This window comes from Duganella qianjiadongensis (assembly GCF_009857915.1).
Taxonomy (GTDB): Bacteria; Pseudomonadota; Gammaproteobacteria; order Burkholderiales; family Burkholderiaceae_D; genus Rugamonas; species Rugamonas qianjiadongensis.
In genome coordinates, this window is record NZ_WWCM01000014.1 from 1 (window position 1) to 20,224 (window position 20,224).

Here is a 20,224-nt window from a genome sequence, read left to right on the forward strand (position 1 = left end):
AAGATGCCGCAGCGAACTTGGAAGATGGCAGCAAACCAGTTTGCCATTCTGTTTGGGGAACGCTTCACCAACGCGATTAATTAACTACGAACCGCGACCCCGGCACACAAAATTCCTGACAGGTCCACGAGCAGTAAAGTGTCTGACACGATTTCCCCCGTAAATTCAACAGCATACGGGAGCTTTTGAGGGCTCGTGTCAGCGTGCGTCATGTGTGTAGATCTAAAAATGGGGTGCGGGTCTCCCGCGATCTCTTCTATAACGCAGTTTCAAAAAAGTAAAATTACTTACCAATCCAAGCTCGGGCATGCGCCTGCGCCTTCTCACCCAGTTGGCCAAGAAATATTTCGCGAACTGATTCATCTTTAATGTTAGAAACGACACTCTCTATCAGTCCAGTAGCAATAGCTGTTAATAACAATCCATCTCCCGCCATTCCAGCATTTATTAGATTAAAAACATCTCTTCCTATATTCTCAGGATTGTAAACAAATTCGCTAGTAATTTGACGACCAATTTCACCAAAGAGAATTGTTATAGGAGGCTCATCTGGCGCCCAATATTCCCGTACCTCAATTAATTTCTCCGCCAATGAAGGATGAAGTGTCACCAATTCATTCACGAAGTTTGCACAAGCATCACCCATTATTTTCCTCTTAAAGCATTGCTCATATCTTGTATAACATTTTCCGCAGCAGCACGATCACCAGGACTTGCAGCAGGATTTTTAGAAAGCCAGCGTTGCAGTGCCGAAATACTATCTTGAGCCTTCTGAGAATGGAAGGCACCACCTACAGGCATGCCTGTTTCCAGTTCCTGACGAACGGCAGCTGCCGTACTTCCACTACCTACAGTAGCATTTTCGCGATAAAGAGTATCCATTAAATCTGATAGCGCAGGATTTTCGGTATGTGGCTTTTCCATTTCTGCGCGCAAAGCATCTTTATATTTCTCGAAATCAGCGCGGTTACGTGCGGCCTGTCGATCATTCCACCTTGCTATCTGAGACCAACGATATAGACGATAAGCCCTTACACCTGATGCTGCCAATCCACCAGTAGCTCCAACCGATGCAATCTCCAGCATGGTGCCGACATTTTGATCTGCATAGTTCGGTGACTGCTTCACTTCACGTGCAGTATGACGGATCGTGTTCGGAAACACTGGATCTTGCTGGATAGTCTCGGTGTAGATCTTGTCAGGTTTGTTTGCCGAATCTAATTCTCGCTAAGTGGGAGCGGGCCAGACTGAGAATTTGTAAAGTATCTAGTCGCGCAATCCATAGCAGGCTCCATTCCACCGTACACATCGCCCGTCGAAAACAACCTTGCGATGTCTAATGCATACACGTGCAAAGCTTGCATTATCTCCGTTGGTTTTTCCCCCTCATCGACATCGACATCGAAGCTAATTTCCAGATCAACAAGGTTGCCATACTTGATCGCTCTTATCAGTACGGGATCAATAATCGCAGCACGTGTGGTGAAGCGTCGTACACGAATCATCGCCGTCAAGTCCGATCCGGTCGATAGCCTGTCAGCTAACTGATCCGGTGTAATGGCACGACTGTCTTCCGCTGCATTTTCTTCGGAAAATTCGATACACTCGGCCTCGCTCGCATGAGATAGAAGCTCGCTAACAAGCTCGCCAATTTTCTGTGGTGGTACTTTTTCAAACACAACTTCGAAAGAATTGTTCATGTATTTTCTCAATCAATGAAGCCTTTGAAGGTCGAATCCATATTTAGTCGAATACCTCGGCCGTCTTCCAATCGCTTCTCAAGGAATTTAATTCCATCATAGGCTTTTTCTTGAAACTCACCAGGTGCGCGAACAATCTCTCTAAAGTGTGTCATCGCCTGAGCATTCCATGTTTTCATTGCCCCGGACATTCGTCCCCAAATCTGCGGATTACGTCCAGCGTGTTTTGAAAGTGCGTGTCCGATAGCTGTGCTACCTTTGTACGCCTCCTGTGCTGTCTCCAATGCCGTTCGCATCTGGCCGAACGACAGGCCAGACAGGCTTGGCCTTCGCGCGCCGCTAATGACTATCGATACAATGGGCGCCAAATCACGACCTAATTCCTGTTCAGCATTTGCTGGCGCCGGCAGAACTTGACCAGGTTTATAATCGCATCCTCCACACATCTCTCTTGGTGTTGGCATATCCAACCCAAGCTCTCGTCCTCGTCCGCCCATTGGCATGTCATGCGCATCAGCCGCTGCGTTTTCAACAAGGCCAATGGCAGCACCTTTGACTACGTCCCATGCCTTACCAATGACTCCTTTGTCTGCCGATTTTTGAGACTTGACGTTTTCATTGTCAGTGCCGCTTGGACCGCGGATTGTTCCCGATCCCACTGAGGCCGCTACATCCGCCTTCGTTTCACCGCCCAAAAGCGCTTTCTCAGCGTAGGAAAAAAAGTCCCCCACAACTTTCCAAGAGCCGCAACCCATTGCGGTCAAGCCTGACTTCGAGCCTGAGCAATCGCCTGAAAACCCCGTCGGATCGATCATATTCGTCGGGTTATTGAGAACGTAACTGTATCGGTTGTAGTTCTGTCCGTTGGTTGGATCCTGCACCAGCGGGTCGGCTGACAAGAATTTCGCCGTGTACGGATCGTACACTCGACCATTCATGTGAACCAGATCGAGCTGGTCCAGCATCTCATGACCAGTGAAGCCCTTGTTGTCCGTAGCGTTCGGCGCCAAGCTTCGCGCCGAGAACTCGCTCGGGGCTGCGCCCGTGCCAGGACGACGTTTGCCCCAGACATCGTAAGATAACTCATCGCCCACCTTCAGCGCACCACTTCCGTCCGTGATTGCAACCACGCTGCCCAGCTGATCGTTATGCACCCAATTGCGCTGTGCCGCCTGATTGGGTTTATCGAGGTCAAATCCACCGCCGCCAGGCCAATAAGTTTTCACCGACGTCACGGTGATACCGTCCGTAGCAAGCTCCACCTCCTGCGCATCTGCGAACACGATGACGCTATCCTTGCGCGTTTCGCGTACGCGTTGGCGCTCAGGACCATAAGCGAAAGTGCTACTGGATGTGCCGTTCGAGATCGTAGCCGGCATGTCAAACAGCGTCCACGTCACCGTGCGACCACGACCTGTCAACAGATTCCCGTTGTCGTCGTAGGTGAATATGCCGGCCAAGCCGTCAATGCTCTTGACAGCGTGTGGACGTACCGCCCCCGATCCCTGTGTGCCGTACTGGTAGTTGCCGGTACCGACGCCGGTCTTGGTCAGGATGCCTCCGCCGGCCATGTAAGTGAACACCTGTTGCCCTTGACCGGATACCTGACTGGTCCAGATCCGGTTCAGTTCATCATAGGTGATGGTCTCCGAGAAGCCTGCGCCGCCATTCCAATACTGGGTGCGTGTAGTCACGTTACCAACCGCATCGTGCTGGTAGCCCAGTGTGAGCAGGGCGATGCCACTGCTGTTCTGTACCGTCGCACCCGTCAACAGTGCCGTGTAATCGTTGTAGTCACTTGTGCTCTTATCGCCATTTCCTAACGCGACGGTGCGTACACGCAACGCTGCGTCCTGTTTCGTCACGTCTCTCAGTGTCTGGCCGCTAGATTCGAGGTGGTACAAATACCCGTAGCCGTTATAACGCTGGTCATAGACTTTGGGTGCGTCCGTACCACGCGTATAAGTCGTTGTGATCGGACGGCTCCAATCATCGTAACCCACGGTAGTCACATACGTCACGTCGAGTTTGATGCTCGTACTCTGGGGGTGTCCAAAGCTGTCGTACGTATGGATGCGGCTGTAATCCTTCACACCTCTGATCAGGGTGTAGGCCTCATACAACTTCCCTGTACCCATAGTCGCAGTATCGAACGTCCAGTGCTCGTCCTCGCCCCCACCCACGCGGGCGGTCATGCGACCAATTCCGTCATAGGTCATCGTCGTCGATACGTTCTGCTTTTTCTGCTCAGCGGTCTGCTGCTGGCGCACTTGGCCGATTGCATCAACCTTGTAGGTTATCAGGCCTAGGTCGGGGTCATTCATCGAAATGCGATGGCCCATCGGATCGAACGCCACGTTGATCACGTTGGTGTCCGGGTCTATCGTCTGCGTCAGATTTCCGAACGCGTCGTGTCCGAATAGCGTCGTACCATTCTTGGCGTCAACCACCTTCCACAATTGTCCCAGCGCATCGCGAGTCTCTATTTGATGGTAATTGCGCGCATTCTTCAAGTCTCGCACAAATCCTTGGTAGCTCGCGGTCGAAGACACATCAAGTCCTTGCTCGTCCTTGGTTGTAGTCTGGATCACTCGGCCCAACACGTCGCGCATCTCGGTCTTTGCCAACACAGACGCCTGCGTTTCAAAGTGCGGTTGGGTCGTGGTGTAGGTCAGCGTCGCATCGTTGTAACTTTGCTCTGCCGTGATGGGGGCACCATCAAAGCCCCAAGTCTTCGTCTGCAAGGTATGGCCGACATTGTCTTTATAAACTATGGACGGCACCGTGGTACGCAAGTTGCCTTTGAAATGCTCGGTAATTTGCGCCATCACCGCACCAGATGGACAAGCACCATCGCACTGTTTGCGATACTGGTACGAGACGTTACCATCAGCTCGCGTTTCGCTAATCACGCGACCAAAGCCATCGTTTGTGTAGGTCGTCGTCAGATCGTTGACATCCTTCACGCTCGCCAATGCACCGGTTCCCGGCTCGTAAGTCCTATTCTCAACATGACGAACAGCGTTCGTAAACTTAGTCGGATAGCGGCCATTAGCGTCGTAGTCCGTGGCCTCGCTGCGAGTAACCAGGCTGTTGTCTAAAGGATCAGTCCACGAGACTGCCTTTGTCGTCACAAGGCCAAAACTTCTACCATTGCTGTCAGGCGCACGTGTAAATTCAGTCGTCACCGTCAGTGCCGAATCATTGGGGGTTGATTCCGTCATCGCCTTGACTTGGCCAGTGTTATCAGTCGTATAGGTATATCCCACTACGCGTGTGATTGCCGTCGGATCGCCTGTCTGTGCACGTTCTACCTTCGCCGATCGCAGCAGCGAAATCAGCCAATTCGCTTTATCGACGCTGATCGGATAGTCGTTGGTGGTGGTCGCGATGAACGTTTGTGTGGCCGCCGAAGAAACTGAGGCGTCGGATGTTTCGACGGTCGAGGTCAACAGGTTACCCCAATTATCGTAGCTGACTCCATGAGTCCAGACTTTGCCTAGGTTCGAACCATTCAAGTCAGCGCGCAGGACGGTACTCTCGTTGAGGTACGCAAAGTTCGTCTTAACACCATTATCCTGTGGAATATCCAATGTTTTGTAGACATTCGTTGTTGCGGTCAAGGTCACGCCACTAGCCGCTACCGTCGTACCGCTGGGCATACCAGTGAATGGGAAATCTTGGCGCAGCGCGGTTGTCGTGGTGATACCTGTCAGGTTGTCCGCCGCCGTCACTTTTGCGAAACCCAGCGAACCCCGACCAGAGGTATCAACCTGAGCGTCTTGATAAGTGTAGGAGATCGTATGATCACCCGCGACGCCGTTCGTACGGGTGATCGATTTAACGATCTTGCCTACATTGCTGGTGATGTGGCGCGTCATTTCTGGTTTAATCGTGCCCGATTGTGAGACCACACCAGAAGGCAAGCCATCAGCATAAGCCACGGAAGAGACGCCATTCAAACCGTTCGTTACCTGGTGAATACGATCAAGCGCCTGACCATCCTTCGCCATATCAATCGGTTCGAACACCTCCCAAGTGTCGTTCGGCTGCCAGACATTGTTAGCGTCGAATTTGCCGGGATGGTAAATCACCATCTGGGTACGGCCCGTCCCTTTCAAGTCGAGGAACATCAATTTATCGACCATCGACGTATCGTCGCTTTCCGCAGGGATATTACCAATCCAAGGGGAACAGACAATGTTCGGGGTGAAACCATTCGACGTGCGCGTGTCACCAGTAACACGGCACATGTTCATATTATTGGTCAGCACGGCGGGCATGCCATCGCCAACGAAATTGCCGACAGCTGCGATTGGAGAATAGCTACCCGCGCCGCTGTTGGTCGTAGAAATTCCGCAGTCGAGTCCACGACCTGTGGACAGACAGAGGTTCGTCTGAGCTTTGGTCCAGATTGCCTTTCCATTCGCGTCCGTGCCATTTTCGACAAAGCCAAACAGCAAGCCACTGTAACCTGAACCGTTGAAGTCGGCAGCCACAGTCGCGGTTGGGCGCGGCGGATGGAAGTAGTACGGATGGATGTTTCCGCAGCCAATCAAGTTAGTACAATATGGCCCATATGTGGTAGACGATGTCCAGCTCGTCAGCCCGCCATCGTTCAGCACGCCACTCGCGTGGAAGCCTGGCACGATGATCGTCGGAGTTAGACCGTACCAAGTCGACAGTTGCACAGGAGATGTACCTCCATCGCCTGAACTGCGGAAGATGAAGTGAGACCAAGACCAGCGGACATCGGCAGGTTTGCCCACACCAGCAAAGTCCACCATCTCCTCGAATCGAGTATAGGTATTGTCGGGTACCTGCGGAAAATCTCCATCCTCTGGACGCTCAAGGCCAAGTACTGTGACTGGAGGAGAATTGTCTATCTTGCAGTCTATATCGATGCACAGCGTGGCGTAATAGTTGTCATTGGCGTCCACAGCCACTTTGCTGTAATGCGCAGAGCGTCCATTACCTAATACGTCGACCACGAATGGCATACCCGACTGCGAGTTACTACCATATGCCCCCAGATTGTTGTCGCAATTAAAGGTGATCGTACTGCCAGGGGCGCCGAGCACGTTCTCGCCTTTACCAAGCGGGGAGGTACATATTTTCGCGATGCGCGCGTTTGAGTTGTTGGGATCAACCATCGCCACCAACAGATCGGGCGAGCCGTCGCCATTGAAGTCGCCGGTGGCCAGTACAGCGAAAGCCTTGCCCGTGCTCAGGGTGTAATAGTATTGGTCGTAGCCAGTGCCATTGTTGTGGAAGTAGCGATAACGCGTAGCCAGCGTATCTGGCTGAATCGGGTTGTCCGTGACTATCGTTACTTTCGGCTTGGTTGTGTCTGCGATACGCTTTTCTAATGCGTCAACGTAACCGTGATTCTCAAAGTCCGCAAATGCGAAGTATTCAGGGTGGTACTTCGCCGTGCTGTTGTGCGTCACCAAAACTGGCGCACCAGGCCAGTTTCCTTTCGAAACGAAGCCAGGCATTTTCCCGCTGTCTGGTTTGCCCCATGCAAAGGTTGTCGCCGGCAACGTCGTCCATGTGCCGTTTGCGCTGCGCGCCCTGAGTGACACTGAGTTGAGTAGACTGCGACCACTGCTAGGGCTGTATTCGTAAGCCAAAGAGTATTCGCGCACCGGGGTACCAGACGAGGCAACATCGCCAGTCAGACTCGAGCCCACGTACGTTGTGATCTTGGACAGGCGACGGCGTAAGTCGTTGCGTGCCTCGTCGACGTAGCGGGTCCAACTGTCTTGGCGGTCAACATCTTCGAAAGTGAACTTCACAGCGGCATGCGGGGACATCCCATTGCCACCATAGCGAATGGTATCGGGACGATGCTCGCCCGTAGACGGATCTTGGGTGTATTCATAAGCAATGAAGTTACCAAAGCGATCCTTGATAGAATCGAGCGCCCACGACAATGCATCCGACTTGGCAGGAGAATTGCAGACCATGCTGGTCGGGGTTTTACAATACGTGGTACCAGCGTTCACGATGCCAGTGATCGCTGACACGCGGCTTGTCGAAGTGGTGCCATCGGGCTTTACGCCATATGTCATGATGCGGCCATCTTTGGCCTCAACCTTGAAGCCGCTGCCCAAACGGGTGATACGGCTAAAGCTATCAATTTCTGTACGATACTCGGCGTTGGATGCCCAATAGTTCGCGTCTGACGGAGGCAAGTTAACTAGTACGAGACGCTGACCATCCAAGCAAAGACGGTCGGACTGTCCAAATCCAATACGATCATTGACGTAATCTTGCGCAACCGTTTTACCGCAGCGATGGATCGACGACATGCCCCCCAAGCGCCACCCTACTCCCAATGGACCGTTACCTACCTGGCTGCTGTAATTAAAGGATAGTTGAGGAACCAAGCCCGCCGTACCTGGCGGGACGACGATGTCGATGCTATAGGTCGCCGCACCGTCGTTACTAACCGAGAGTTCGCCCGGCAACGTGCCTGCATCGCCATTTGATAGATGCGGAGGAGTGATCGCAACGGCGATCGGCGTTGAGGAAGACACCGACGCCGATACTACTAAATTAGTAGCACTCGAGGTCGCCAACACGGTGCCGTTGCCATCATAGGCAATGGCCGTCATCGCAAAGGAATTAGCCGTCGTAGGCGTCCATTGAGCCGTCCACACACCAGCATTGTTCGTTCCAGTCGCGACCACGGATCCATTGGCGAAGAACTTCACGCTTGATACGCTTGTTGCCGGTGTGGGTGTTGCGCTCAAGGTAAGCATGGTATTCAGGCTCGCGCTGGCAGGCGCACTAAGTGAGACCGTCACATCCGGCGCCGGGATCACATTAACAAAGTTTACTGGGCTATACAGCAATGTCGTGCCCTGACGTACCTTGGCCTGTACCGGGTAGGGCGAGCTACTCGGCTCAAGATCGCGACGTGCCCAATACATCCTCGATGGCGTATCGGCGACACCAACGACCCATTGCCCACCAATATTGAACGATACTTCGTCGTAGGGACCATCAAGGTTCATTGTCGCGCGTGCGAACACCGGGGAAGTACCGTGATAGACATCACCATTCTTCGGCGTGGTCAACGCAATACGTAGACCAGATGGCATTACGCAGTTACCATCCGCGCACGGCAAGATGATGCTGGTGCCGTCGACGGTCTTGGCCGCCACATACAGCGGGGTTCCAGCAGCAACTCCGTTCAACGTCGTGAGGTCGACATTGAAATGATGTGCTGTGCCGGGCGTATGACACGCCGCTTGCGCTGCGCTGTTTTCATTATCCGTCGAATCGCTAGCAGTGCCACTAGCCACCACCTTTCCACCTGTCGCGAGGGTCGGGGCATTGGTCAGCACCTGGTAGGCCAACGCTTCGGTGCTCGTGTCACGGCATACCCAGCCATTCAATTGCGGTACTGAGCTACTGTCGACACGCACACCATTGACCTGCCCCAACAGCGAACTGTTGGTAATGTTGATCAGAACAGGTAGCGAATCTGTTTGGATGCCCGCACTGTCAGTGCTGCGAATCTTGTAACGATAGATACCGGCATTTAGGGCGGCACTATAAGTCATCGAAAGACTAGCTGCGTTACCAGTTACGGTGTTGACCGGGGCGGAAACAAAGCCCAGTCCGTTCGGGTCAGCGAACAACTCAAGCTTGGTAACAGTTGTAGGAGTCTCCGCACCAGATCCGGTGAAAGTAACCGTAACAGGGGTAGTTCCACTCATGCGAGCATTCGTCGGCGTAGCTGTCAACGACGCTGTTGGGCCGACGCCATTAGCCGTCGTTACTAACACATCTGTAGAAGGCGTACCAAACCAATTCACATATTCCTGCACCATTTGCCATTGGAAATGGTAAGTGCCCGGGGCTGGCGCCGTAACTGGCACCATAAACGTCACCTGCTCGCCGGTCGCAACTGGGCCGCTTAGTTGCGTGCGCGCGACGGAATTCCAATTTAGGTTATCACTCGGATTGATAGCGCCCAAGCGATAAGCATTGATCCCCGAAGGCGTCCAGGTCGTCGTACCATTGTTAATAAAGGTAACAGGCACGCTATACGGCTGGCCAGCACGCATCGTATTCGGAACCGTCTGCGAAACGAAGACAGCACTGTTACCACTGACTGCCGTGCCAACATTGATCGTCACGCTCGCCGAACTCGTATTGTTATAGTTGTTTTTCGCCAAGAGCGTAAGCGTATGCTGGCCTGCCGCCAATGCGATCTTCTGGCTGATCGAACTAGTATTGACAGTCGCGAGCGTCGTGCTTCCCTCCAGCACATCAAGGCGAGTGATAGTGGTGCCGGCTGCCGGTGCCGCGCTACCCGTAACTTGAATAGTCGGAGTACTGCCAGACGAATAGTATTGCCCCGTTGCTGTTGGGGAAGTCAGCGACACCGTGGGTACGCCTGGCGCATTCAGAGTGACCGTGACAGTACCCGATGGTACAGATTGACCAAAATTATCAATCGCCTGAAGCCTCAGGACGTGAATACCCAACCCATTCAAAGTGACAGAGATACTCGGCGCGCTAAGGCCGGTGGTCGCGACGCCAATCTTAGAAGTCGTACCGTTATATGTGTCATACACGTCCACCTCGGTAAGGCTACCACCGGTGCCAGCGGCCGCTGTGCCGCTTACTGACAATGTCGTACTGGTGTTAGAGGTCAGTACACTGTAATTACTTGATGGGCTACTCAAACTGACAGTTGGCGGTGGTGGCACCACTTTCACCGTTGTGTTCGGCGTCGCGCTACCGAACGCAACTCCGTTTTTGGCTAAGCGCCAGCTCATCGTATATCCTGTCAAGCTTGGAGTCGAAGGTGCCGTCAGATTGCCCGTAAACGAGTAGCTCTGGCCTGGAGCGACAGAAGTCCCCAGTGGAATACTTGTCGTGCCCCATGTAGTGACACCATCGGTCAGGGTATACGTGCCGCTAGCCCAAGTCGTCGTCCCTGAGTTGGTCATGGTGAACGAAACCGGGAAACTAGTACTTACCTGGACCTGCGTCGGCACGTTCTGACCAGAATAGCTCGCATCGTCGGCTGGTGCGTTTAGCACAAACGAAGTAGTGCCACTTTGCCCTGTCGAATTGTTTGTATCAATTGCCTGCAACTGCAGCGTGTGGGCGCCGTATCCACTCAGCGTCACGTTAAAGCTGGGTGAAGTCAGATTCGTGGTCAGCCCTGCTATCTTTGTTGTCGTACCATTATAGGTGTCGTAAAGATCGATCTCCTTCAGACTAGCTCCGCTTGCTGCCGAAGCTGTTCCGCTCACCGAAACAGGATAGCTGTTCGAAGCCGAACTGACCGACGATGGCGAAACAGGATTAATCGAAACGGTGGGAGCAGGCGGCAAAGTGACGGGAATGACGGTATCGGTCGACGCTGTGCCAAACCAAGTTACCCCCTCCTTCAACATTTGCCACTGGAAGTGATAGCTTCCTTGTGTACTTGGCGCAGTGATAGTAAAACTAAAAGTGGCAGACTGACCCGGTTTGATAGTGCCGGGGACACTTACCCGATTCAAACCCCAGTTATAGTTGTTGACCGGATTTTGAGCTCCAAGATAGAACTGATCAGCGCTTGTCCAATTTGTATTACCCGTGTTGGTCATTGTGATCGACACAGTAGCGTTTTTCCCAACTACCATCTGAGTTGGCACGTTGGACTGTCCGGCGAAAGAGGCACCATAAACAGGCGTAGGCGCGACGATACTGATGGACTGGCTAGGCGTCATTTGGCCAAACCATGCCACCCCTTCTTGCAACATCTGCCATTGGAAATAGTAAGTTTGCTGTGTTGACGGAGCAGTAATCGTGAAACTGAACACAGCGGAATCACCGGCTGCGACATCGGAGCTCAACAGCACCCGACTCGTGCCCCAGTTCCAGTTATTAAAAGGATTAGCCGACCCCAGCTTAAAGTCACTCCCTGCTTGCCAAACCGATGTACCAGTATTCTTCATGATCACGGTTACATTGGCTGTCTGCCCAGGCGCCATAGAGCTCGGTACTCCGCTCCAGGAAACAAAACTGGCATTGTTGATCGCCGATGCAGTTCCGCTGATTAGGCTGAACAGAAGAAATATTACTACCAAGGCTAATGACCGCAGGTGCTGCATAAAATGCAACAGTACTTCTATCGTTTTCGAGACAGCATTCAGGCTGGACAATCGCATCGGGATTTTTCCAAAAATTTGCAGGGAGTCAGATTAATTTTTACAAAAACAAGTTTGCTTTTTTAGCTATTATAATAGTATGCACATTTTTGCAATAATGCGCCACAGAAATTTGCAAAAAATATTCTGTATTTGGCAATATCTGGCATGCCGATAGGGCCGCGAACGGCACGGCTCAACGCCAAATAGAATTCTTCAGGTTGAAGTGCGCAGACTTACGCGTATCTCGAACTCAATCGTAATCAAATGGCCGTGAGCTACCTTTGCTTCGCGGACTAGATAAACTTGAGTCAGCGATTTGTCCGCTGCGAGAATGTCGAGGTAGCGTTCAATTGCTTCAGCCGTCTTGGCCTCGCCTCGTAAAGTAGCTGTCCGTTGGCGTTTATCTGGCCGAAACTCGAGGAGCTCGATTTCCGGGTCGATGGCCGTTTCAATAGCCTTGAATAGCTTCGGCCATGGGAATGCACGTTCAGCTGCGAGCACGTCCCAGCGCTTGCGCTCTTCCTGCGCTGCCTTGCTGGGCTGGATTTCTTGAGCCTGCCTCTGTGCACTGGCGCGCGCGATTTCATCTCTGACGTGAGCGATTGCATTGCTCTGCCGAAGGGCGTCATTTGCCAAGCCTATAGCGATCATTAACAGTACTGATCCGGGAACAAGCCACATAGCCCCGTGACGTACCTTTGGCCGCAGCAGTCGGGAAATTTCTCCGCTCATCGCACCTGCTCCCATTGCGCATTAGGCAGCATGTGCAGCCTACCTTCATCTACGTACGTTGCCACGATTTTGCTGATTTCTTCCGAATCAGCATCCGGAGCCCATACCTCGCAACGTGCTATAGATACGCCATTGAGACCAACTCGCGTGAAAAGACGACGAAGCGTCGCATCTAAAGTACCGACCAAAGGCTCGGTATCATGCAAATACAAGCCTGTACGTGTTTGCCCCAGCAACGACGCACGGCTCCCCTCAATCATTAAAGCCAATGTAGTATGAGATCCTAGATCGGGACGCTGTACATCGTAGGCAACTGCAGACACAGGTAATACGGACACAAGGCGCAACCGACGTTGTGCCGCCACATCCAACATTCCCTCAAGAAAATCTCTGGGCAGACCGTACACTAGGCCATGGGCTTTATATCGACGGAAAGACACATGAAGCTCCCAATCGTCAACAGCGCTAGCACCGATCTGCTCTAGGCATGCGCGCGCATAGCCAATGCGCTCCTCAGTTGTGCGTAAACCATCTCGCCAAGGCACGGCATGCACGATCGCTGCACGGTCAGACACGACGCATGTAAGAGGTGTTCCGGCGTAGAAATCGCCGGCGCCGTCCAGCACATGCTCGACGGCCTTCAACCACTCAATCACATCTCCGTCCAGAGGAGCGGAATAAACAGCACGCTTTCGACCGCTATTGCGAGCAAGTATTGCGTGCTCACCATACAGCCCAATATGTAAGCGATCACGCCACAAACGTAACACGATTCGCCTCCTGTAAAGTCGTAGCGCCACTACGCACCAGATCGAGCGCTACGTCGCGCAGAAAGCGCGTGCCTTCAAGCTTAGCTTGCGCCTTTAATGCGCGAATGGTGGCCCGGCCAATAATGAGCTCGCGGATTTCGTCCGTCAGTCGGAGCACTTCGGCGATCGCGATCCGCCCTTTAAATCCCGTGTTGCGGCAATGCGCGCAGCCACGCCCCGCGCGAAACTCATAAGTCTGGGGATCCGTAATGCCCAACTCTTCCAGCAGGCTGGACGAAATTTCGACAGGTTCGCTGCACTGTGGACAGTTCTGGCGCAACAGACGTTGTGCGACGACACCGCTCAAGGATGAAACAAAGCTATACGGATCGACCCCCATATGCATGAAGCGCCCGATCACGTCAAAGGTGTTATTAGCGTGTACTGAAGTGAAGACCATGTGTCCCGTCAGCGCGGATTGAACGGCTATCTGGGCTGTTTCTGGATCGCGGATTTCACCTACAAGAATCTTGTCCGGGTCGTGGCGCAGTATTGAGCGCAGGCCCACCGCGAAAGTAAGGCCTTTCTTTTCGTTGACGGGGATCTGGAGCACTCCCGGCAATTGATACTCTACCGGATCTTCAATGGTAATCAACTTATCCTCGCCGCGATTAATTTCCGTGAGCGCGGCATACAAAGTCGTGGTCTTACCACTGCCGGTCGGCCCAGTAACTAACATCATGCCGTAAGGCTCTGACGCTAGGCGCCGCAAAAGGCGGATGGTCTCACGGTCAAAACCCAACGAGTCAAGTGTTAAGCGCTGCAACGAATCGATCAATGCCTGTTTGTCGAGGATACGCAGGACTGCATCCTCCCCATGGATGCTCGGCATGATTGAGACGCGGATGTCTATATCCCTTCCCTTGGCGGTCACACGAAAGCGGCCATCCTGTGGGATCCGCTTTTCTGCAATGTCCAGCTCCGCAAGCACCTTGATACGTGCGATAGCCTGCTCCGTTAGGATTGCGCTCCCCACTTCTGCGATTTTTGTGAGGACGCCATCGATACGGAACTTGATCGTCATCCCGCCAGGAATGGATTCAAGGTGAATGTCACTTGCTTCCGAACGCAAGGCATCGAAAACCGTGGAATTTACCAACTTAACGGCTGGACTCGCCTCGGTTTGAATCGCCGAAAGCGTCAGTTCCTCACTTGACCTGATAGTCAGTTCGCTCGCTTCATCCTCGCCCACCGCGTCGGCGACTGCACTAAAACTCGCTTCATGTGCTTCGATATGGCGGCTGATCTGCTCGGGATCTGCCAAAGAAATAGATGCCAGCGACAAGTGCTTCGTCGCCATCCAAACACCCAGCGTCGTGTCGAAGGGCTTGCCCACAATCGCATGCACGCGCCCTTCTACATCCACCCCAATAACAACGCGCCGCGCAAGCATTTCCGAATAGCCGGCAATATCAAAGCGCGGCTTCAGCGCTGACAGTAACGCATCGCCGAGTTCGTAGCCGGTTAACGTGGCCGTCTCTGCCAAACGTGCTTCTCTGGTACCACCAAACGCACTAACGACCGCGTCTAGCCAGTCCACAGCTGGTCCGCGCGCCGCTTCCCGCAGCGCATCAATTTGCAAGGTCATGGTCAAATCGTACTCGTCAAATCAAAAATGGGCATATACAGCATTACAACCACGGCGCCGATCACAAGACCAATACCAACCATCAGTGCAGGCTCGACCAACCGGCCGGCCGTATCAATCCACATCGATAGTTCCTGATCGTAAAAGTCGGATATACGCTCCATCATCTCGTCCAGATTGCCCGAGGACTCCCCTGCCGTCAGTAAGCGGCTCGCGAGCTCAGTGGACAAGCCTTGCCGTGCCATCACTATCGAGAGCGGAAGCCCCTGACTCACCTGTTCGATCGCGTTGCGCATCGCTGGTTGTAAATTGACAGATAGTGCGTCGGTCGTCATGCGCATCGCATTGATTACGCTGACGCCGCTGCGCAAAAGCATTCCGAGGGTGCGATACAACCTCGCCAGTTGCAGGACATGCATCTTCTCCCCGATCCAAGGAATGGCCAACAGGCGCTGTAAAACAATCGCCCGCACAGCCGGATGAATTACTGCCGCCACGATAGCCGCCACGGTCACAGCGGCGCCTGACCAGGCCAGCACTTCATGCTGGCGCACAAAGCTACCCCACACCTGAACAAAGCCTGCTGACACCTTCCTGCTGGTCGAAACTTCATCGAAAACCGACGAAAAACGAGGGACGACATACAGCATCAAAAATGCGACTACTAGGAAGCCGACGCTCATCAACACAGCGGGGTACACAGCCGCTGCCGCCAGCTTGTTGCGAATTTCGTCCACCTGCTTCTGATAGTGTATGTAACGCCTGACCGAAGTGCGAACAGTACCTGTCGTTTCACTGGAGCGTATCATCGCCACATAGAGCGGCGGGAAGACCGATGGCATCGTGTCCATCGCCTCGGAAAGCTGCTTCCCCCCCCGCAGCGCATGAAGCAACATATCGTAGACGCGCCGATACCTACCACGCACATCGTTGCGCCCCAATATCTCCAGCGTATCCACTATAGGCTGTCCCGCCTCAAGTAGAGAGCACAATTGCTGATTAAAGACCGGCAGATTGAACTGCGGGCCGCGTAATTCGAACTTCCATCCCTGCCCGATCGGCGTCACAGAAAGCAGACGTGTGCCAGCAGCGTCAATGACTCGGCGCACTTCGGCCTCATCGGCCGCCTCAATCAACTGCTCTTCAACTTCAAAATTACTCGACAGGGATTTAACGCGAAACTGCATGCCGATCCTATCAATTGTTCGTGATGTCTGCGTCGTCACCCGTTCCGCCAACCTTGCCGTCCTTGCCATACGAGATCAGATCGTAATCGCGACCGGGTACGGTGGATGGTGTGCGATAGACGAAGGCATTGCCCCAAGGATCTAGCGGGATATCCTTCTTCAGGTAGGGGCCACGCCATAAGCCCTCGGTGGTTGGTGCCGCATTCAAGGCAGCCAGGCCTTGCTCCGTCGTCGGATAATGACCTACATCGATACGATACTGGTCCAGCGCCTTATCAAAAGAATCGATCTGTGCCCGTGCGATCTGCGACTGTGATTTACCTATCTGTGAGAAATACTTTGGTGCGACAAACGCCGCCAATAGGCCGATGATCACGATCACGACAAGAAGTTCAAGCAGTGTAAAGCCACGCTGTTTCATTTGATTTTCCTTCTTAGTTCAGGGCTGGTTAGGTACATATTTAAATTGCCAATCACGGTAGGTCTTCGCACCGGCGAAGTTCGCGAACATCGTGGAAAAACCACCGACTTTCAATGGTGATTTCGTCGATAGCGAATAGACACCAATGATATGTTTCGCATCTTCCGCATAGACCAATCCCCAACTGTACTGGCCGGTGATCGGATCTGGATAAAGCCTCCGCAGCTCACGGTGGCGTGTACTGGTGCGGACGTCGTCCAGCATGTCTTTCAGTGTGGTCGGATATTCTTTAAATGTTCCTGGTGTACCTTCGTAATAGTCCCTGATCGCATTACGGAACGCCGTGCCAACCTCTATCAAATCATCCTCACGCGCCCGCCGCTCATTGGTCAATGCGCTCTCTGTAGCCCGTAATGCCATGATGGATGCGATCGCCACCGCGAACATCACGATCACATAGGTGAACCCATTCTGATGTCGCCACATCATCACTTACCAGTCCTTGTACCAAGTGCCGTCGCGTGCCTTATTCGGTGCGCTAGTATGCACATCATAGACGGCGCCCAGCGTCGTGTTTTCCGGAGCGACGACTACCCAGCTATTGGGGCTCAAGGTGAATGGATCAACGGGAATTTTGCGCAGATAGCGCTTGGTCACCAAATCGTCTAGTTTGTCCGGATACTTGCCCGTGTCCGCGAAAAACTTATCGATCGCATCGCGCATGATGAACAGATCTTCCTTGAGCACGCTCTCCTTCGACGAATCTAAGTTGTTAAAATAGCGCGGCACCGCTAGCGATAGGATCATCGCCAGAATCGCCAGCGCGACCATCAACTCGATCATGGAAAAGCCTCGTACGCGCATCTCACCACTCACTGTATGGAATGCCATTGAGTCCAACCTCGGTCGAGGTCGAGTACACGTCGAAAACATCATTGCCGCTGCGAGGAGCATCATAGGGGGATGCAAAACTACGCAGCCCCCAACTCTTGATCGCATCAACCGAGATGTCGCCGTTCATCGGATCACGCGGAATACGTCGGATAAAGTACAGCTTTGGTCCATCCGGACTATTCAAATCCGTCACGCCACTGGACAAATCCAGTAGCGACGGCGGGTAACCACTGGCGCCATTGTCGACAGCGATACGGTGATGGTCACTCGCATCCTTATATGCATCAATGGCGTGACGAATACTGCGCAACGCCTCACGCAAGTTCGCCTCACGTTGACGTTTCTGAGTCAGTTCGACTACAGGCATAGCGATGGAAGCGAGCAGCCCGAGAATCGCTACCGAAACCAGCAACTCGACCAGGCTGAAGCCGCGCACGGACGAACGCATCATTACTCAATCACCACATGTGCCGATTGCGGTAGCGTCGGTGCGCTTACTGCCTGCGCGCTACCGACCGGCGTTAGCGCGATCACAGCAATGTCGCCTTCCACATTTGCGGACAAGGGCTTGAGCTCGACCTTGACGAGCCCCCCGCCTCCCGCTAATCCTTTCGCATCACTAGTCGACAATCCAATCGAGATCCGGCCGCTCTGCTTGTCGACGACATGGCTAAATTGCAGACTTCCACCGCGCGAGAAGTAGTCACCAGCCTGCACTGAAATGACCTCATAGGCGGCTGGGTTATAGGCTAGCTGAAGAGGTGCCGCGCGCAGGGTATGTTTGGAATCAAGCTTGACCTCAACAGCGAACACTTGGCCAAGCTTTACCTTGTCGGGCGCGCTTAGTTGTAGTTGCAGGCCACTCATATCAATTGCCGCCGTCGCTGGCGTGGCTACTGCAGCGCTCGGATGTGCCGACAACGCAGACGAGGCCGCCGTCGCTCCGCTACTCTGACCTACTACGCCAAGTTGGATTGTACGTGTACGTAAAGTTGCCTCCGTACCGGACCAGAACGACTCAGCGACTGGCGCTTTACGCTGGATATTTCGTATCAGGTGCGGTGTGATCGACATGACGATTTCCGTTTTCTGACGATCATCCTTCTGGCTGGAGAACAAGCGTCCAAGCAAGGGAACGTCACCCAGTAACGGAATACGGTTTGCGTTCGACCGATCTGCATCGCTGATCAAACCAGCAAGCACCTGGGTCTCGCCATCGCGCAAACGCAACGCAGTGTTGATGTTGCGGGTTCCGATCTGGTAAGCCTGCGAGCCAGTTGCCGTTTTGACCGAACCGACCAACGAACTCACTTCCAAACCTAGTTTCAATGCTACCTCGTCATGGACAAAGATTTCAGGTTCGACATCAAGTTTCAAGCCCACTTCGAGGTATTGGATGTTTTCACTCAAGAAACCGTTGGGTGTCGTGGTTGTAGTCACAACAGGCACCTTGTCACCAATGAGGATCTTTGCTTTCTCGCGGTCGCGCACTCTCATACGTGGGTTTGCCAGCAAGTTGGCATCGCCATCTGCTTTCTGCAAGCTGACCGTTACGCTTGGAACCGTTACGCCTAGTTTGTCCGAATTCAGATGCAGTAGGTCACTAAGTTTATAGGTCGGCGAGGTCGTCCCGTTGTTGGCCGTAGTACTGCCGGAAAGGCTGTTCGCGTTCAACGGCGACACGGTCAACTGGTCGGTGACCTGAATGCCAAGGTTGAGCAACCGGTTCCGGTTTACTTCCAAGACCTCAACCTCCAGCATAACTTCGGGTTCTTCGAGGTCCTGCAAGGCGATGAGCTTTTCGGCAAGCGCAATCGTATCTGCGTTCTCCCGCAGGACAATCATGTGATACTTCTCGTCCACATATACGTCTTTGATCTTGAGGACAGACTTGAGCAGGTTGGCCGCTGTCTTTGCGTCTACGTTCGAGAGATAGAACGCCTTGACGAGCAAGTCTTGGTACTCCTTGAGCTTTTGTGGCGTGTTCGGGTAAATCAACACACTGGTCGCATTAAGGACTTTCTTTTCTAGCTGGTTAGTCGCAAGGATGACATCGATCGCATCCTCTAGCGGCGTCTGCTTTAGGAAGACGGTGGTCCGCGCATCCGGCTTCACGTCACGGTCGAAAATGAAGTTGATGCTGGTCGTGCGCGACAAGGCATCAAAAACGGTGCGCACGCTAGCATCACGAAATTCAAGATTTATCGGCTTCTTGTATAAGCCCGCTAGTCCCGGTAGCGACAGCGGCCCCGGTGGTAGAGCCTCGTCGATGTCGCGTCTGAGCGCGCGCGCTAGTGCGAGATTAGGCACGCGATCCAATGCGCGCGCGACCTGCCGCTGTGCGCGATCCAGGTCACCTTGCTTCAACGCGACACGCCCCTGCTCCACGTCACCCAGTGCTCGGGTGATGTCGGTCAAATCATCAAGGCCGATACGCGCACGCGCGTTCGCCGGATCGTACTTCAGAATCGTCGCATAAATCGACCGTGCGTCATCCAATCGCCCAGCTGCCTTCGCCGCATCAGCACGTGCGATGAGTTTATTCGTGGCCTTTTCGCGACTCTGCAGCCAATCACGCTGGTACACGACATCGTCGGGTTTCATCTCGGCAGCGAGACGCAGCTCCTCAACCGCCTGCGCAAAATTATCCTTTTCCATTTCGGACATGCCAACGCGATGATGGATCTGGGCCGCACAGCCGGCGAGAAATGTGCAAGTGCAAATGGC

General features: G+C 53.4%; 13 protein-coding genes. All 13 read right to left on the reverse strand.

Annotated features, from left to right (window positions below; genetic code table 11):
- Window positions 1-283: 283 nt before the first annotated feature.
- Window positions 284-646 (reverse strand): hypothetical protein, encoded by a 363-nt coding sequence (locus GTP27_RS17735; RefSeq protein WP_161040494.1) that lies wholly within the window; start codon window positions 644-646, stop codon window positions 284-286.
- Window positions 646-1,164: a hypothetical protein gene (locus GTP27_RS17740; RefSeq protein WP_161040495.1), complete on the reverse strand. Its 519-nt coding sequence runs from the start codon at window positions 1,162-1,164 to the stop codon at window positions 646-648. Before GTP27_RS17740 ends, GTP27_RS17735 begins: the two co-directional genes overlap by 1 nt.
- Window positions 1,165-1,217: 53 nt before the next feature.
- Window positions 1,218-1,700 carry a Cdi1I family immunity protein gene (locus GTP27_RS17745; protein WP_161040496.1) on the reverse strand — a complete coding sequence of 161 codons (483 nt, stop codon included), beginning with the start codon at window positions 1,698-1,700 and terminating at the stop codon, window positions 1,218-1,220.
- 8 nt (window positions 1,701-1,708) lie between these two features.
- Complete coding sequence (locus tag GTP27_RS17750; protein ID WP_161040497.1) at window positions 1,709-11,884, reverse strand: tRNase toxin domain-containing protein; 10,176 nt, start codon at window positions 11,882-11,884, stop codon at window positions 1,709-1,711.
- 195 nt (window positions 11,885-12,079) lie between these two features.
- Window positions 12,080-12,598, reverse strand: coding sequence for a hypothetical protein (locus GTP27_RS17755; protein ID WP_161040498.1), 519 nt, complete (start codon window positions 12,596-12,598; stop codon window positions 12,080-12,082).
- Window positions 12,595-13,368 carry a hypothetical protein gene (locus GTP27_RS17760; RefSeq protein WP_161040499.1) on the reverse strand — a complete coding sequence of 258 codons (774 nt, stop codon included), beginning with the start codon at window positions 13,366-13,368 and terminating at the stop codon, window positions 12,595-12,597. Before GTP27_RS17760 ends, GTP27_RS17755 begins: the two co-directional genes overlap by 4 nt.
- Window positions 13,349-14,995, reverse strand: a complete 1,647-nt coding sequence (locus GTP27_RS17765) for a GspE/PulE family protein (protein WP_161040500.1) — start codon at window positions 14,993-14,995, stop codon at window positions 13,349-13,351. Before GTP27_RS17765 ends, GTP27_RS17760 begins: the two co-directional genes overlap by 20 nt.
- Window positions 14,996-14,997: 2 nt before the next feature.
- Window positions 14,998-16,182 carry a type II secretion system F family protein gene (locus GTP27_RS17770; RefSeq protein WP_161040501.1) on the reverse strand — a complete coding sequence of 395 codons (1,185 nt, stop codon included), beginning with the start codon at window positions 16,180-16,182 and terminating at the stop codon, window positions 14,998-15,000.
- Between the two features lie 10 nt (window positions 16,183-16,192).
- A complete protein-coding gene (gene gspG, locus GTP27_RS17775) occupies window positions 16,193-16,603 on the reverse strand; it encodes a type II secretion system major pseudopilin GspG (protein WP_161040502.1) in 411 nt (136 codons plus the stop codon).
- 18 nt (window positions 16,604-16,621) lie between these two features.
- Window positions 16,622-17,095 carry a type II secretion system protein gene (locus GTP27_RS17780; protein ID WP_161040503.1) on the reverse strand — a complete coding sequence of 158 codons (474 nt, stop codon included), beginning with the start codon at window positions 17,093-17,095 and terminating at the stop codon, window positions 16,622-16,624.
- Window positions 17,096-17,539 carry a type II secretion system protein gene (locus tag GTP27_RS17785; protein WP_308495300.1) on the reverse strand — a complete coding sequence of 148 codons (444 nt, stop codon included), beginning with the start codon at window positions 17,537-17,539 and terminating at the stop codon, window positions 17,096-17,098.
- On the reverse strand, window positions 17,469-17,948 hold the full coding sequence (locus GTP27_RS17790; protein WP_161040505.1) for a type II secretion system protein: 480 nt from the start codon (window positions 17,946-17,948) through the stop codon (window positions 17,469-17,471). The genes GTP27_RS17785 and GTP27_RS17790 overlap by 71 nt, the downstream gene beginning before the upstream one ends.
- Window positions 17,948-20,164 (reverse strand): secretin GspD/PilQ domain-containing protein, encoded by a 2,217-nt coding sequence (locus GTP27_RS17795; RefSeq protein ID WP_161040506.1) that lies wholly within the window; start codon window positions 20,162-20,164, stop codon window positions 17,948-17,950. Before GTP27_RS17795 ends, GTP27_RS17790 begins: the two co-directional genes overlap by 1 nt.
- Window positions 20,165-20,224: the final 60 nt, after the last annotated feature.

Bases quoted from the DNA above. Each gene is read 5' to 3' on its own strand.
- GTP27_RS17735 (WP_161040494.1), bottom strand. From the start codon at position 646: ATGGGTGATGCTTGTGCAAACTTCGTGAATGAATTGGTGACACTTCAT.
- GTP27_RS17745 (WP_161040496.1), bottom strand. From the start codon at position 1,700: ATGAACAATTCTTTCGAAGTTGTGTTTGAAAAAGTACCACCACAGAAA.
- GTP27_RS17750 (WP_161040497.1), bottom strand. From the start codon at position 11,884: ATGCGATTGTCCAGCCTGAATGCTGTCTCGAAAACGATAGAAGTACTG.
- GTP27_RS17755 (WP_161040498.1), bottom strand. From the start codon at position 12,598: ATGAGCGGAGAAATTTCCCGACTGCTGCGGCCAAAGGTACGTCACGGG.
- GTP27_RS17765 (WP_161040500.1), bottom strand. From the start codon at position 14,995: ATGACCTTGCAAATTGATGCGCTGCGGGAAGCGGCGCGCGGACCAGCT.
- GTP27_RS17770 (WP_161040501.1), bottom strand. From the start codon at position 16,182: ATGCAGTTTCGCGTTAAATCCCTGTCGAGTAATTTTGAAGTTGAAGAG.
- gspG (WP_161040502.1), bottom strand. From the start codon at position 16,603: ATGAAACAGCGTGGCTTTACACTGCTTGAACTTCTTGTCGTGATCGTG.
- GTP27_RS17785 (WP_308495300.1), bottom strand. From the start codon at position 17,539: ATGATGTTTTCGACGTGTACTCGACCTCGACCGAGGTTGGACTCAATG.
- GTP27_RS17790 (WP_161040505.1), bottom strand. From the start codon at position 17,948: ATGATGCGTTCGTCCGTGCGCGGCTTCAGCCTGGTCGAGTTGCTGGTT.
- GTP27_RS17795 (WP_161040506.1), bottom strand. From the start codon at position 20,164: ATGTCCGAAATGGAAAAGGATAATTTTGCGCAGGCGGTTGAGGAGCTG.